Annotated in this window: 10 protein-coding genes; 5 read left to right on the top strand and 5 right to left on the bottom strand. The window is 65.6% G+C overall.

Features of this window, described 5'->3' with window-relative positions; translation table 11 throughout:
- Positions 1-312: 312 nt before the first annotated feature.
- The gene (locus HFP57_RS10420) at positions 313-2016 is read right to left on the bottom strand and encodes an arylsulfatase (protein WP_176869708.1); all 1704 of its coding nucleotides are present in this window, start codon (positions 2014-2016) and stop codon (positions 313-315) included.
- Positions 2017-2141: 125 nt separating this feature from the next.
- On the opposite strand from HFP57_RS10420, the gene HFP57_RS10415 reads away from it, so the two are divergent.
- The 4 genes from HFP57_RS10415 to HFP57_RS10400 all read left to right on the top strand — a co-directional run bounded on the left by HFP57_RS10415 (position 2142) and on the right by HFP57_RS10400 (position 7614).
- Positions 2142-3704 carry a long-chain-fatty-acid--CoA ligase gene (locus HFP57_RS10415; RefSeq protein WP_176869707.1) on the top strand — a complete coding sequence of 521 codons (1563 nt, stop codon included), beginning with the start codon at positions 2142-2144 and terminating at the stop codon, positions 3702-3704.
- A gap of 135 nt (positions 3705-3839) precedes the next feature.
- Positions 3840-5288 (top strand): carotenoid oxygenase family protein, encoded by a 1449-nt coding sequence (locus HFP57_RS10410; RefSeq protein ID WP_176869706.1) that lies wholly within the window; start codon positions 3840-3842, stop codon positions 5286-5288.
- A 127-nt stretch (positions 5289-5415) separates the two neighbouring features.
- Positions 5416-6417: an NADP-dependent oxidoreductase gene (locus HFP57_RS10405; RefSeq protein ID WP_176869705.1), complete on the top strand. Its 1002-nt coding sequence runs from the start codon at positions 5416-5418 to the stop codon at positions 6415-6417.
- A gap of 24 nt (positions 6418-6441) precedes the next feature.
- Positions 6442-7614 carry an acyl-CoA dehydrogenase family protein gene (locus HFP57_RS10400; RefSeq protein WP_176869704.1) on the top strand — a complete coding sequence of 391 codons (1173 nt, stop codon included), beginning with the start codon at positions 6442-6444 and terminating at the stop codon, positions 7612-7614.
- 293 nt (positions 7615-7907) lie between these two features.
- Here the strand turns inward: HFP57_RS10400 and HFP57_RS10395 are convergent, their stop codons facing one another.
- Together HFP57_RS10395 and HFP57_RS10390 are read right to left on the bottom strand one after the other, a co-directional pair.
- Positions 7908-8246, bottom strand: a complete 339-nt coding sequence (locus HFP57_RS10395; protein WP_176869703.1) for a putative quinol monooxygenase — start codon at positions 8244-8246, stop codon at positions 7908-7910.
- Between the two features lie 13 nt (positions 8247-8259).
- Positions 8260-8664 carry a nuclear transport factor 2 family protein gene (locus HFP57_RS10390; protein ID WP_176869702.1) on the bottom strand — a complete coding sequence of 135 codons (405 nt, stop codon included), beginning with the start codon at positions 8662-8664 and terminating at the stop codon, positions 8260-8262.
- Positions 8665-8803: 139 nt separating this feature from the next.
- On the opposite strand from HFP57_RS10390, the gene HFP57_RS10385 reads away from it, so the two are divergent.
- Complete coding sequence (locus HFP57_RS10385; RefSeq protein ID WP_176869701.1) at positions 8804-9610, top strand: SDR family NAD(P)-dependent oxidoreductase; 807 nt, start codon at positions 8804-8806, stop codon at positions 9608-9610.
- Between the two features lie 179 nt (positions 9611-9789).
- On the opposite strand, the gene HFP57_RS10380 is transcribed toward HFP57_RS10385, so the two are convergent.
- Both HFP57_RS10380 and HFP57_RS10375 read right to left on the bottom strand, forming a co-directional pair.
- A complete protein-coding gene (locus HFP57_RS10380) occupies positions 9790-13026 on the bottom strand; it encodes an efflux RND transporter permease subunit (protein WP_246263064.1) in 3237 nt (1078 codons plus the stop codon).
- The gene (locus tag HFP57_RS10375) at positions 13023-14381 is read right to left on the bottom strand and encodes an efflux RND transporter periplasmic adaptor subunit (RefSeq protein WP_176869700.1); all 1359 of its coding nucleotides are present in this window, start codon (positions 14379-14381) and stop codon (positions 13023-13025) included. Before HFP57_RS10375 ends, HFP57_RS10380 begins: the two co-directional genes overlap by 4 nt.
- Between the last annotated feature and the right edge of the window lie 14 nt (positions 14382-14395).

The raw sequence follows: 14395 nt of genomic DNA, 5'->3' as shown, positions 1-14395 counted from the left end.
CAACGTCGCCGCACCGGGTTTCTTTGGTCAGACCTTCGCTAACGCTCAGGCGCCGCACCGGCCCGCCCCCCTCCCGGCCTCCCACTAGGATGCACTGAATGGGAGGCCGGGAGGGGGTGCGGGCCGGTGCGGCGATTTTCCCGTTAGGGAAAATTCTGACAAAAAGAATCCCATCCAACAACCGTCATGCCGGACTTGCCTGCGCTACTGCAGGCAAGTCCGGGGCAACAGCTCCTATATGGGTCGCGCTGATTTTCTCCGACGCAGAAAAATTCCGAGACCTCTCCCCGCCCACTCCGGCGCCGTCACACCCTAATGCCCATCTTCTCCGTCCGCGCCCGCCGCGGCGAACATGTTGAAATCGTCGGGCGGGAGGATCACGCCATTGTCGCGGAGATAGGCCTGGTGGCGCTCCATCAGCCGCGCGAAGATTTCGGGTTCGGCCGCCGAAAGATCGGTCAGTTCGTTGGGATCGCGCGCGAGATTGTAGAGCGCCCATTCGCCGCTCCCGGCCGGCGCGCGCAGCCGCATGATCTTCCAGTCGCCCGCGATAAAGGCCTCGTTGCCGAACAGCTCGAACCCCTGGCCGTCCCATTCGGGATAGATGCCTTCTGCCTCGCCGGTCAGATAGGGCAGCATCGAGCGGCCCGTCATCGTCTCGATAAGCCGCCCGGCGAAGCGGGGCCCGGGCCGGGCCACGCCCGCCATGTCGAGCAGGGTCGGTGCGATGTCGACAAGCGTCGCAAAGGCACGCGTCCGCCCGCCGCTGTCGATCCGGCCGGGCCAGGAAATGATCAGCGGTGAATGGATCCCGCCCTGTGCGACGAACGTCTTGTAATAGCGGTGCCCGGCCGCGCCGGCCTGCGCCCAGGGGCGGCCGTAAAAGGGATAGGATTCGGCGCTCCCCAGGCTTTCCAGGCTGTTGTCGAAATTCTCCGCGACCCAGTCGGTCGCCGGCGGGAAGATCGGATCGGTCGTGAAGTCGATCGCTTCGGGGCCGTTGTCCGAGGTGAAGATGATGATCGTATTGTCGAGTTCGCCCGTCCGCTCCAGATGGTCGAGGATGCGGCCGATATTCTGGTCGAGCCGGTCGACCATCGCCGCGTAAACCGCCATCAGCCGCGCCTGATAGCGCTGCTGTTCGGGCGTCAGCGAATCCCAGTCGGGCACCGAATCGAGGCTGGGCGCCAGCACCGCGTCGGGCGGCACCATGCCGATCCGTTGCAGAGCCGCGAACCGGTTGCTGCGCAGCGCCTCCCAGCCTTCCAGATAGCGGTCTTCATATTTGGCGATCGTCTCGGCCGGGGCATGGAGCGGCCAGTGCGGCGCGGTGAAGGAAAGATAGCCGAAAAAGGGCGCGTCGGCCTCGCGCCCCTCGTCGATATAGCGGATCATCTCGTCGGTGTAGAAATCGCTCGAATAGAAATCCTCGGGCAGGTCGGCCGGCGCCCCGTCGCGCAGATAGGTGACGGTCGGCATGAAATCGGCATAGCCGCTATCGTCGAAATGGCTGCCCGCCCCCTGGACCAGCGTGAAGCTGCGATCGAAGCCGCGCTGGGCGGGATTGCTCTCGCCGCCCAGATGCCATTTGCCGGTCATATAGGTCGCATAGCCCTCTTCGCGCAGGATCTCGGCAAGGGTCACGACGCGGTCGTTCAGATAGCCCTCATAGCCAGGCTGGCCGCGCTGGTTCTCGGACAGGAATTCGGCCATCGAGCCATAGCCGGTACGATGCTGGGCGACGCCCGTCAGCAGCATCGCGCGCGACGGCGAGCACATCGGCGAGGTATGGAAATAGCTGAAGGTGATGCCGTTATCGGCCAGCCGGCTGAGGTTCGGCGTGTCGATCTCGCCGCCATAGGGCGCGATATCGGAATAGGCGAGATCGTCGGCCAGGATGATCAGGATATTGGGGCGTTCGGCCGCCTGTTCCTGCGCGCCGGCCCGCGGGGCGCAGGCGGCGAGCAGCAACAGGCAGGGCAACAGCGCCGCGATAACCGGTTTTAAAAGATGCATGTTAGCTCTCCCTCGCCGTCCGGCAGGGTGCGCCTCGGTGTACCGCCGCGGCAACTAACATTTTGGCGGATACCGGTTTGCCGCCGGCTGGGTTAGCCAGAGGATGGAGGAGTTGCGGGACAAGCATGACCGATTTCGTTTCCGGCCTGACCGAACGCGCCGCCGCTACGCTGCCCGATCATCTGGCGATCGTCGACGGCGAGCGGCGGCTGACCTATTATGAGCTCTACGACCGCATCCTGCGCTGCGTCGCCTGGCTCCGCGCGTCGGGCATCGGCGAGGGCGACCGGGTCGGCTATCTCGGCATGAACAGCCTCGACTATGTCGTGCTGATGCAGGCCGCCCAGCGGATCGGCGCGGTCACCGTCGCGATCAACTGGCGGCTGGTGGCGCGCGAGATCGCCTTCATCCTGCGCGATGCCAGGATCGATTTGCTCGTCACCGAAGCGACGCGGCTCGAAACCGTCGAGGCGGCGGTCGCCGAGGCCGGGATCGGCCGGGTGGTGCTCACCGACGGCGACCATGACGGGTCGCCGCGCTTCGAGGACGGAATCGCGGTGTGCGAGCCGGACGAAGAAGTCGGCGACCTTCGCGACGATACGGTCGCGCTGCAGCTCTATACGAGCGGCACCACCGGCCATCCCAAGGGCGCGCTGCTGACCCATGGCAGCTTGCGCGCCTCGCTGACCCAGGGCGACAAGACCGGCGAGGACTGGGCGCAATGGGACGAGAGCGATGTCAGCCTCGTCGCGATGCCGCAATTCCATATCGGCGGGTCGGCCTGGACGATGCAGGGGCTGCGCGGCAAATCCTCGATGGTGCTGCTCCGGCAGCCCGACATCGCGGACCTGATCGCGGCGGTCGAAACCCACGGCATCACCAAGATGTTCGCCGTGCCCGCCGTCCTCAACATGATCCTCGGCCACTCCGATGCCCAGGGCAAGACCTTTCCCTCGATGCGCGAGCTGCTCTACGGCGCCTCGCCGATTCCGCTCGATATCCTCAAACGCTCGATGGCGAAGTTCCCCGAGGCGCAGTTCGTCCAGATGTACGGGGCGACGGAGACGAGCGGCACCGTCGTCTATCTGCCGCCCGAGGATCACGACCCGGCCGGCACAGACCGGATGAAGGGGTGCGGCAAGCCCTTTCCCGATGTCGAGATCCGCATCGCCGACGAGGACGGCAACGAACTCCCGACCGGCGAGGTCGGCGAGGTGCTGGTCCGCTCGCCGCTCGTCATGGCCGGATATCACAACCTGCCCGAGGCGACGGCCAAGGCATTTCACGGCGACTGGTATCGCTCGGGCGACGCCGCCTATGTCGATGCGGACGGCTATCTCTATCTGTTCGACCGGGTGAAGGACATGATCGTCTCGGGCGCGGAAAATATCTACCCGGCCGAGGTCGAGAATGCGCTGAGCGACCATCCGGCGGTGGCCGATGTCGCGGTGATCGGCGTGCCGGACGCGAAATGGGGCGAAGCGGTGAAGGCGCTGGTCGTGCGCGCCAAGGACGCGGAGATCGACGAGGCCGGGCTGATCGCCTTTGCGCGCAACCGGATCGCGGGGTTCAAGGTACCCAAATCGGTCGATTTCGTCGACGAGCTGCCGCGCAATCCCTCGGGCAAGGTGCTGAAGCGCGAGCTGCGCAAGGCCTATTGGCCCGAAGGCGAGAGGAATATCGGGTGAGGCGTATCAACATAATCGTCACCCTGAACTTGTTTCAGGGTCCACTCATCGGCCTGCGACGTCGGTACGGGAGGAGGAGTGGATGCTGAAACAAGTTCAGCATGACGACTGGAGAATAGGAGGATAGCGACCGCCATGGCCCAGCAATTTCCCGATGCGCCCTATCTGAACGGCCATCATACGCCGATCCGTTTCGAGGCGGAGGCGCCCGACCTGATCGTCACCGGCGAGATTCCGGACGACCTGGCCGGCGTCTTCTACCGCAACGGGCCCGACCCGCTCTATCCGCCGCGCGAGGACAGCTATCACTGGTTCGACGGCGACGGGATGGTGTTCGGCTTCTTCATCGAGGACGGGCGGGTCTCGATGCGCAACCGCTGGGTGCGCACCGACAAGTTCGAGAAGGAACTGGAGGCGGGGCGCAAGCTGTACGGCGCGTTCGGCAATCCGATGACCAGCGATCCGGCGATCGGCGACACGCGCTACAATACGGGGAACACCAATATCGTGCTCCATGGCGGCAAGCTGCTGGCGCTGATGGAGGGCGCGCCGCCGGTCGAGATGGGCGCGCGCGACCTCTCGACGATCTCGGAATATCATTATGACGGCGCGATCACGACGACCTTCTCCGCCCATCCCAAGGTCGACTGGGGAACCGGCGAGATGCTCAATTTCGGATCGATGATCCACGGGCCGATGGGGCCGAAGGAAATCCGCTACGACCATATCGATGCGGACGGCGCCGTGACGGGCAGCGAGATCATCGAAGTGCCGTTCACGACCCTGATGCACACCTTCCTCGCAACCGAAAACTGGGTCGTCTTCCCAGTCATGCCGCTCGAGATCAGCCTCGAGCGGATGATGAAAGGCGGACCGATGACGGCCTGGGTCGAGGGCCGCGAGGCGCGGTTCGCGGTCATGCCGCGCAATGGCAGCGCTGAAGACGTACGCTGGTTCACCATGCCGCCGCGCCACATGTTCCATGAGCTCAACGCCTGGGAGGAGGATGGCCGGATCGTCGCCATCGTGGCCTCCTCGCACCGCGCGCCGCTCTTCCCGAACGAACAGGGCGAGATGCCCGAACACAGCGAGACGCGCTTCGGCCTGACCAAATGGACCTTCGACCTTTCGGGCGACACGAACGAAGTGCAGGAAGAGGAGCTGACCGACCGCGATATGCAGTTCCCCCGGCCCGACGACCGCAAGATGATGCGGCGGACGCGGCACGGCTTCTGCAACATCAATATCCGCGCGCGCGACGCCCGGGCCGAGGGGCTCGACGCGGTGATGCGGATCGATACCGAGACCGGCGCCGAGGATCTCCACGATTTCGGCAAGGGCGCGGCGGCGGGCGAGCTGATCTTCGCGCCGCGGCTCGGCGGCACCGACGAGGCGGACGGCTATGCGATGACATTGGTCTACAGCCCGGAAACCAACGAGACCGATCTCGCCATTTTCGCCGCGCAGGACATCGCCAATGGCCCGATCGCGCGAGTCCATATCCCGTTCCGCGTGCCCGGCGGTTTTCACTGCAACTATTATTCCGCCGACAGCGATCTTTACCGGCGGGCGTTCGGGGCGTGAACCATTTGTTCAATCGCCATGCTGAACTCGTTTCAGCATCCACTCCTCGTTCCGCGCCGACATCGCAGGCTGATGAGTGGACCCTGAAACAAGTTCAGGGTGACGGGAAAGATCACAGGAGAAGCTCATGACGACCACCACACGCCAATGGCTGCTGGCCGACCATCCGCGGGGCCGCGGCGTGGAAGACAGCGATTTCAAACTCGCCGAAACCGAACTGCCCGATCCCGGCGACGGCGAGATGCTGCTGAAGACGCGCTGGCTGAGCTTCGATCCCGCGCAGAAGGGCTGGATGGAGAATATCGCCGACTATGTCGCCCCGATGGCGATCGGCGACGTGATGCGCGGCGGCGCGATCAGCGAGGTGGTCGAGAGTAGGGACGGCAAGTTCGCGGTCGGCGATCTCGTCATGGGGACGACCGGCTGGACCGAATATCATATCTCGGACGGCGCCGGCCTTGTACGCGTCGATACCGAGCTGCCGCCGACCGCGATGATGTCGGTGCTCGGCACGACCGGGGTCACCGCCTATTGCGGGCTGTTCAAGATCGGCAAGCCCGTCGCGGGCGACACGGTGCTCGTTTCGGGCGCCGCCGGGGCGACGGGCTCGGTGGTCGGGCAGCTTGCGAAGATCGCCGGCTGCCGCGTCGTCGGCATCGCCGGCGGGCCGGACAAGTGCAAATGGCTGGTCGACGAGGCCGGCTATGACGCGGCGATCGATTACAAGGCGGGCGGCGTGCGCGGGCAGATCAAGGAGCATTGCCCGAGAGGCGTCAACGTCATCTTCGACAATGTCGGCGGCGCGATCCTCGACGACATGCTCGGCGAGATCGCGACCGGCGCGCGGGTCGTGATCTGCGGCGGGATCAGCCGCTACGAGACCGGCGACCTGCCCGCGGGGCCGAAAAATTATTTCAACCTGATCTTCCGCCGCGCCTCGATGGAAGGCTTTATCGTGCTCGACTGGGCCGACGAATTCCCCGCCATCCGCAAGCGCCTGGAAGGCTTCGTCCAGGACGGGCGGCTCGCCTATCGCGAGGATATCCAGCACGGTTTCGAGAATGCGCCGCAGACGCTCAAACGCTTGTTCACCGGCGCCAATCGCGGCAAGCAGATGCTCGAACTCTAGCCCGTCACCGCCGAAGGAAATTCCATGACCGAGAGTGCCGCCATCTCCGATCGCGCGCGCGATATCGCCGCGCGCGTCGAAACGTTCGTCCGCGAGACGGTCGCGCCCTATGAGAGCGATCCGCGCTGCGAAGACCATGGCCCGACCGAGCAACTGTCGCTCGAACTCAAGGAACTGGCGCGGCAGGCGGGCGTGCTGACCCCGCATATCCTCGACGATGGCAGTCATCTGACCCATGCCGAAACCGCACTTGTCCTTCGCAAGTCGGGCCTCTCGCCGCTCGGTCCGCTCGCCTGCAACACGGCCGCACCCGACGAAGGCAATATGTATCTGCTCGGCAAGGCGGGATCGGCGGAGATGCAGGAGCGGTTCCTGAAACCGCTGGTAGAGGGCAGGGCGCGTTCGGCCTTCTTCATGACCGAACCGGCCGATGAAAACGGCGCGGGTTCCGACCCCTCGATGATGCAAACCACCGCCACGCAGGACGGCAACCACTGGGTGATCACCGGCCGCAAGGCGTTCATCACCGGGGCCGAGGGCGCGAAGGTCGGGATCGTGATGGCGAAGGCCGAGCAAGGGGCGAGCATGTTTCTTGTCGACCTGCCCGATCCCGCGATTCGCATCGAACGCGTGCTCGATACGATCGACAGTTCGATGCCGGGCGGCCATGCGGTGGTCGCCATCGACAATCTGCGCGTCCCTGCGGACCAGATGCTCGGCAATCCGGGGGAGGGGTTCAAGCTCGCCCAGATCCGGCTCGCGCCCGCGCGGCTCACCCATTGCATGCGTTGGCACGGCGCCTGCACGCGCGCCCACGAGATCGCGACCGATTATGCGGTAAGGCGCCAGGCCTTCGGCAAGCCGCTGATCGACCATGAGGGCGTCGGCTTCCAGCTCGCCGACAATCTGATCGACCTGAAACAGTCCGAACTGATGATCGACTGGTGCGCGGAGGTGCTCGATACCGGCGCGCTCGGCACCGCGGAAAGTTCGATGGCCAAGGTCGCGGTGTCCGAAGCGCTGTTCCGGATCGCCGACCGCTGCGTCCAGGTGATGGGCGGGACCGGCGTCACCGGCGATACGATCGTCGAGCAGATATTCCGAGAGGTCCGCGCCTTCCGCATCTATGACGGGCCGACCGAGGTCCACAAATGGTCGCTCGCCAAGAAGATCAAGCGCGAGAACCGGGTGGAATAGGGGATTCTTTTGTCAGACTCGACCTTTCGGTCGAGCGCCGCACCGGCCCGCTCCCCCTCCCGACCTCCCACGAGTGTACCCTGAATGGGAGGTCGGGAGGGGGAGCGGGCCGGTGCGGCGACGTTGCGCTGGCAACGTTCTGACAAACAAATCCGGTGCCGCGACGCTATCCGTCATTGCGAGCGTAGCGAAGCAATCCAGGGCTGCTGGCGATATCGCTTGCCGCTCTGGATTGCCGCGTCTGCCCGAGACCGGCTCGGGCCTCCTCGCAATGACGGGAAGCGGGTTGCTCTCTAATCGAAGTCCGCCGTCGCGACGCCTTCCGCGTTATAGACCGGGCCTTCCTTGTCGACGCGATATTTGCGGCTCACTGCGTTGACGATGCCGAAGCTTCCCATATGGTCGAGCATGCCGAGATAGTGCGGCCCGGCGAGATGCGATGCGAGCGCCTCCTCGCTTTCCCATTCCTCGAACACCTGGACGCGCGCCGGATCGTTGAGATCGGCGGTCCAGGCATAGGCGATGCAGCCGTCCTGGCTCAGCGCGCCGTCGATAAAGGGCTGCGCCGTCTTGAGCGCTTCCTCGCGCTTTTCGGGCTCCAGATCCACCATGGCCGATACCACGACTTTCATATTCCCCTCCTCCTTATTCGGGCCGATGCTCGGCGATCACGCGGAAGTTGCGTTTTTTGTACAACCACCGCCCGTCCCGCTTGACGAATTCGTCTTCATAGAGCCCGCCCGCGACGCGGGACTGGCCCTTTTCGACCAGTATCTCGTGCGTCTGGCAGCGTCCGGTCGCGCGGTCGCCATCTATCTCGATCGATGCGGGCACGGCGATGAAGCTGACCGCGTCGAACCCCGCCATCGCGCCGGTCCACAGTTCGACGATCGCAGGCTTGCCCTCGATCGTCATCCCCATGAACTCCCAGACCGCGTCCTCGGCCCAGCAATCGCCCCAGTCCTCGGCGTCGACGCGGCAGACGGCATCGGAATAGCGGTCGTGCAGCTCGCGGATCGCCAGCCGGTCTTCGATCGGTCCGGTAAACATCTAGCCCTCCTGTTCCGCGGATTAGAGCGTATCGTGACACTGTGCGCGACTGTCAGTTGTGCGAGGATAGGCTGGCCATAATGCCAGTTCCCCGGCCCCGAACGATGCCATAGTCAGGATCAATATTCGGGAGGAAATAATGGCACGACTGGCAGGCAAGACCGCGGTAATCCTGGGCGCGGCATCGCGCGGCAATATCGCGCAGACCATCGCGCAACGCTTCGCGGACGAGGGCGCGAAAGTGCTGGTCTCGGGACGGCACGAGGAACCGTTGGCCGAATTCGCCGGTACGATCGGCGGCGAATGGGCGCTATGCGATATCACCAGGCGCGACGCGGTGTTCGCGCTCGCCAAGGCCGCGCGCGAAAAGCTCGGATCGGTCGACATTGCGATCAACGCGACCGGCTGGGGCCTGTTGAAGCCGCTGCTCGACGTCACCGAGGAGGAGCTCGACCGGATCGTCGACCTGCAGTTCAAGGGCGTCCATCATTTCCTCCAGGCCTTCGTGACCCAGATGATGGAGAACGAGCCGAGCGGCGGCTCGATCATCCAGATTTCCTCGGCGACGACACGGGCGCTGCTCAACGACCATGCCGCCTATATCGGCACCAAGACGGGCTCGGAGGCGTTGATCCGCTGCGTTGCCAACGATTTCGGGAAATACGGGATCAGGGCCAACACGATCTCGCCGGCCTTTACCGAAAGCCCGATGACCGAGGGCGCCTTCGCGACGCCCGGCATGGTCGACGCGTTCCTGCCGCAGTATCCGCTCGGCCGGCTCAACACCGCCGCCGACGTCGCCAATGCCGCGCTGTGGCTGGCGAGCGACGAGGCCTTCCTGACCGGGCAGAACGTCCAGCCCAATGGCGGGCTCACCCTGCGCCGCAACCCGCTGGCCGACGAGATCGGCGCCGCGGTCGCCGCTGCGATGGAACGGCAGGATTGATCGGGATTGGGTTTGGGCTGCGCCGTTTCTGCGGGCTTGGTTAGTCGTTATTCCTCAGGTCAAGATATCGTCATTGCGAGCGTAGCGAAGCAATCCAGAGTCGAACGCGACACGCTCTGGATTGCCGCGTCGCCTGCGGCTCCTCGCAATGACGGATGGAGGGGCTCGCACGGAGGGTGTCAGGCGGGCTGGGTTTCCGCCTCCGCAGAACCCGCATCGTCCTTTTTCAGATAGCGCTTGATCCGCTCGGTGGCGCGGTGCTGGAGCATCGCGAGCGCCGGGATCAGCAGCATCAGCAGCACGGTCCCGAACAGCACGCCGAAGCCGAGACTCGCCGACATCGGGATCAGGAACTGCGCCTGCAGGCTGGTCTCGAAGGTGATCGGGGCGACGCCGAGAAAGGTCGTCAGAGAGGTCAGCACGATCGGGCGGAAGCGCGATTTGGCGCTGTCGATGATCGCCGTCTTGATGTCCGCGCCCTCTTCGAGCCGCTCGTTGATGAAATCGATAAGGATCAGCGAACCGTTCACGATCACCCCCGACAGTCCGATCAGCCCGAACATGCTCAGGATGCCGACCGGCAGGCCGAGGATCAGATGGCCGATCAGCGCGCCGATGATGCCGAACGGGATCGCGGCGATGATGATCAGCGGCTGGACATAGGAGCGGAACGGCACGGCGAGCAGGATATAGATCAGCAACAGCGCGACGAGGAAGGCGGTGCCGAGATCGCCGAAACTGTCCTCCTGCTCGGCCTGTTCGCCGCCGAAATCGAACAGCAGCAGCGGATGATCCTGCTGCATCGCGGGCAGCACCTCCTCTTCGAGCTGGCGGCTGATCTCCTGGCCGGTGACGACCGTCGTGTCGACATTGGCGCTGACCGTCACGACGCGCCGTCCGTCCTGCCGCCGGATCACCGAGGGCGATTCCCCGAAGGAGACGTCGGCGATCTCGCTCAGCGCGACTTCGCCGCCCGGCACGCGCACGCGGAACCGCTCGACATCGACGATCGAATTGCGCTCTTCCTCGGGCAGCCGGATATAGACGCGCACATCCTCGCGCCCGCGCTGCACCCGCACCGCCTCGTCGCCGAAAAAGGCGGCGCGGACCTGGCCGGCGACATCCTGCAGGGTGACGCCCAGGGTCCGCGCTGCGGGTTTGAGCCGCAGCTGGATCTCCTCGAGCCCGGCATCCTGGTCGGTCTCGATATCGAACACGCCCTGGAAACGGGCGAGATCGCGCATCAGATCCTCGGAAATCCGGGTCAGGGTCGCGGTATCGGGGTGCGACAGCTCGACGCTGACCGGCGCGCCGGCCGAGAACAGGTCGGAGGCGAAGACCAGCGAGCGCGCTTCGGGCACCGGGCCGACGGCATCGCGCCACGCATCTTCGAACGAGGCCGCCGAGACGTCGCGCTCGTCGCCGGGGAGCAGGCTGAACTGGACCGCGGCGAGATTGGCGCCGGTCGAGCTGACATTGCCTTCCGGTCCCTGGCCGAGGGTCGATTGGCCGATGGTCGTGTAGATACCGCGGACGAGGTCGGTTGCATCCTCGTCCCGTCCCGCCTCTATTTCGGCCATGGCCTCGCGACCGCGCTGTTCGATGAAGCGGGCGACCTGTTCGGTCCGCTCGACCGGGGTGCCGGCCGGCATCTCCAGCGTCGCGCGGACGATATCGCCTTCGACATCGGGGAAGAACTGGACCTTCAATATTCCGGCGGGCACGAGCGCCATGAAGAGGATGACGAGCGCGATCGCGCCGGCGAGGATGATCGACGGCGCGTTGACGGCGAAGTTCAGCGCCTTTTCGAGCGGGCCGTTGACGAACCACTGGAAGCGCGCATCGACGCCTTTCTGCACCCGGTCGAAAAACTGCGTGACGCGCGACTTCGACTCGTGACCGGGCGGCGGCAGATGGCTCAGATGGTTGGGCAGGACGAGCAGGCTCTCGACTAATGACAGCGCCAGCACCGTTACGATGACGAGCGGGATATCGAACAGCAATTTGCCGAACACGCCGCCGATCGCGAAGAGCGGGGAGAAGGCGGCTGCCGTCGTCAGCACCGCGAAGATGACCGGCTTGGTCACCCGCCGCGCGCCGAGGATCGAGGCCGAGAGGCCGCGGCGGCCGCGCTCGCGTTCGGCGTAGATATTCTCGCCGACCACGATCGCATCGTCGACGACGAGGCCGAGCGCCAGGATGAAGCCGAACAGCGAGAACATGTTGATGCTCGACCCGACCGTATCGAGCACCGCGATCGCGCCGACGAAGGTGACCGCGATGCCGAAGGCGACCCAGACCGCGAGCCGAATGTTCAGGAAAAGCGTCAGCGCGGCGAGGACGAGGATCAGGCCGATCGCGGCGTTCTTGACCAGCAGGCTCAGCCGGTCCTCGAATATCTCGGAATCGTCGTTCCAGATCGCATAGTCGATATTTTCCGGCAGCGTCGGCGCGAAATCCTCTTCCAGATAGAGTTCGACCTGTTCGGCGATGTCGAGCACGCGCTCGTCGCTCGTGCGGAACACCTCGACAAAGGCGACCGGCGTGCCGTTGTAGAAGCTGCTGAGATCATTGTCCTCGAACGCGTCGACGACGGTCGCCACATCGCCCAGCCGGATCGTGGTGCCGTCCGAGCGGCTGATCAGCACGATCTCCTCGAAATCCTGCTGGCCGTAATTCTGGCCGATCGTGCGGATACGGACTTCCTCGGATGCGGTGTCGATCGACCCGGCCGGGCTGTCGAGGCTCGAAGCGGCGACGGTGCGGGCGATATCGGTCAGCGAGAGGCCATAGGCGCGCAGCGTGTCCTGCGGCACCTCGATCGAGACCTCATAGTCGCGCACGCTGCTGGTCTCGACATAGGAGACCTCTGAGAGCGCCGCGAGCTGGTCCTCGAGCTGATAGGCGAGGCGCTTGAGCGCGCTTTCGCTGACATCGCCGTAGAGCGCGATCTGCATGACGCTCTGGCGGGTCGTCAGTTCGCGGACATCGGGTTCCTCCGCATCGGCGGGGAAGGTCTGGATCTGGTCGACCTCGCTCTTGATGTCGTCGAGCGCGCGGGCAATGTCGGTGCCGAGTTCCAGTTCGACCGAAACGCTGCCCAGTCCCTCGGACGCGGTCGAGCGGATTTCCTTCACGCCCTCGACGCTTTCGACCGCCTCCTCGATCTTCTGGACGATGGATTCCTCGACTTCCTCGGGCGTAGCGCCGGGATAGATGACGCTGACCTGGACCGTGTCGAGGCTGCTTTCGGGAAAGACTTCCTGAACGATCGTGCCGTAGGAGATCAGCCCCGCGATCAGCAGGAACACGGCGAGCAGATTGGCCGCGACGCCGTTGCGCGCCATATAGCCGACCGGGCCGCCGCCCCGGCTGGGATCGAACTGGCCGGATCCGGGAGGCGGGTCCGCGCTCACTCGGCGTCGCTTTCGCTGTCGGCTGCGTCGGCGTCCGTCTCGTCGTCCGCCGTCCGCACCCGCATGCCGTCGGTCGCGACGCCGATATCGCCGACGATGACCTGCGGATCGGTGCCGAGCGGGTCGGCGCGGACGAAGACTTCGGTGTCGGTCCGCTGGAGCACTTCGACCGGGACGATGGCAAGCCGGCCCTCGCGCACGAGCCAGAGCTGGTTGCCCGGGCGCAGCGCGGCGATCGGCACGGCCGCGTAGCGGGAGAGCGCGAGCCCGTCGACCGCGACCTGGACGAAACTGCCGACGAGCAGCGGCGGGCCGGTTGCCGCGCGGGCATTCTCCGCGCCCGCCTCGCCATCCGCCTGCTCGGCCGCGAGCTGGCCGCGCTGCATCGGGTTGGGGACGCGCAGGAAGATGTCGATCGTCCGCGTCTCGGGATTGAGCACCGGGTCCGCGCGGTCGACATAGGCCTGCCAGCGATAACGCTGCCCGCCATAATCGGCATAGACCGAGGCCTCGATCCGCTGCTCGCCGCGCTGCCAGAGATCGGGAATCAGCGCGGCCTCGCGCTGGGTCAGCGGCACGACGACGTCGAACGTGCCCGAGGCGACGATTTCGGCCAGCGACTGGCCGGGAGAGACATAGCTGCCGCGCGCGGCGTTTTCAGAGCGCACAAGACCCGAAAAGGGCGCGCGGACAGTGGTCCGACCGAGCGCGAGCTGCGCGTCGCCGAGCTGGGCGCGGGCCCGTTGCAGCGCGGCCTGCGCGGCCTGCAGCTGCGGCAGGCGCAGGGTCAGGCTGTTCGCTTCGCGGCTGGCGGGCGCTTCGAACGCGCTGGGCGATTGATTCTGCGCCAGCCGCTCGGGCGGGAGGATCTGTGCGGCGAAATCGTCGGCATCGACGCCGGAGAAGGGATCGGGTGCGCGCCGGGCCTCGCGGTCCTGGAACCGCTCATATTCGCGCCGGGCGAGCGTTGCCTCTTCCTCCGCCTCGCGCACCGCGACATCCTGCTGCGCGACATCGGCGCGCGCGGTCGCGACCTGGTTGCGATAATCGGTCGGATCGATGCGGAACAGCACTTCGCCGCGCCGCACGGCCCGGCCTTCGATCAGGTTCGGGCTGACATAGACGAGCTTGCCCGGCACTTCGGCGGCGAGCACCAGTTCCTCGCGCGCCCGCACGGTGCCCGCGCCCTCGACGGTCAGGCTGCCGCTGCGAATCTCGGCGGGAACCGTCTGGACGAGCGGCGCGCGCTGGTCGGGCGGGCGTTCCTCGGGCGAGGGGCGGATGAGGATCAGCAGCGCGGCGATGACGAGCGCACCGCCGATAATGCCGAGCGCGATGAGTCGGTTGCGGGTCACGCGCCTCGCTCCGT

The sequence above is a fragment of the Parasphingopyxis algicola genome, from assembly GCF_013378075.1.
In the GTDB taxonomy this organism is placed as follows: domain Bacteria; phylum Pseudomonadota; class Alphaproteobacteria; order Sphingomonadales; family Sphingomonadaceae; genus Parasphingopyxis; species Parasphingopyxis algicola.
The sequence above is the reverse complement of the archived record's forward strand: the minus strand, read 5'-3'. Positions and strand labels throughout refer to the sequence as shown.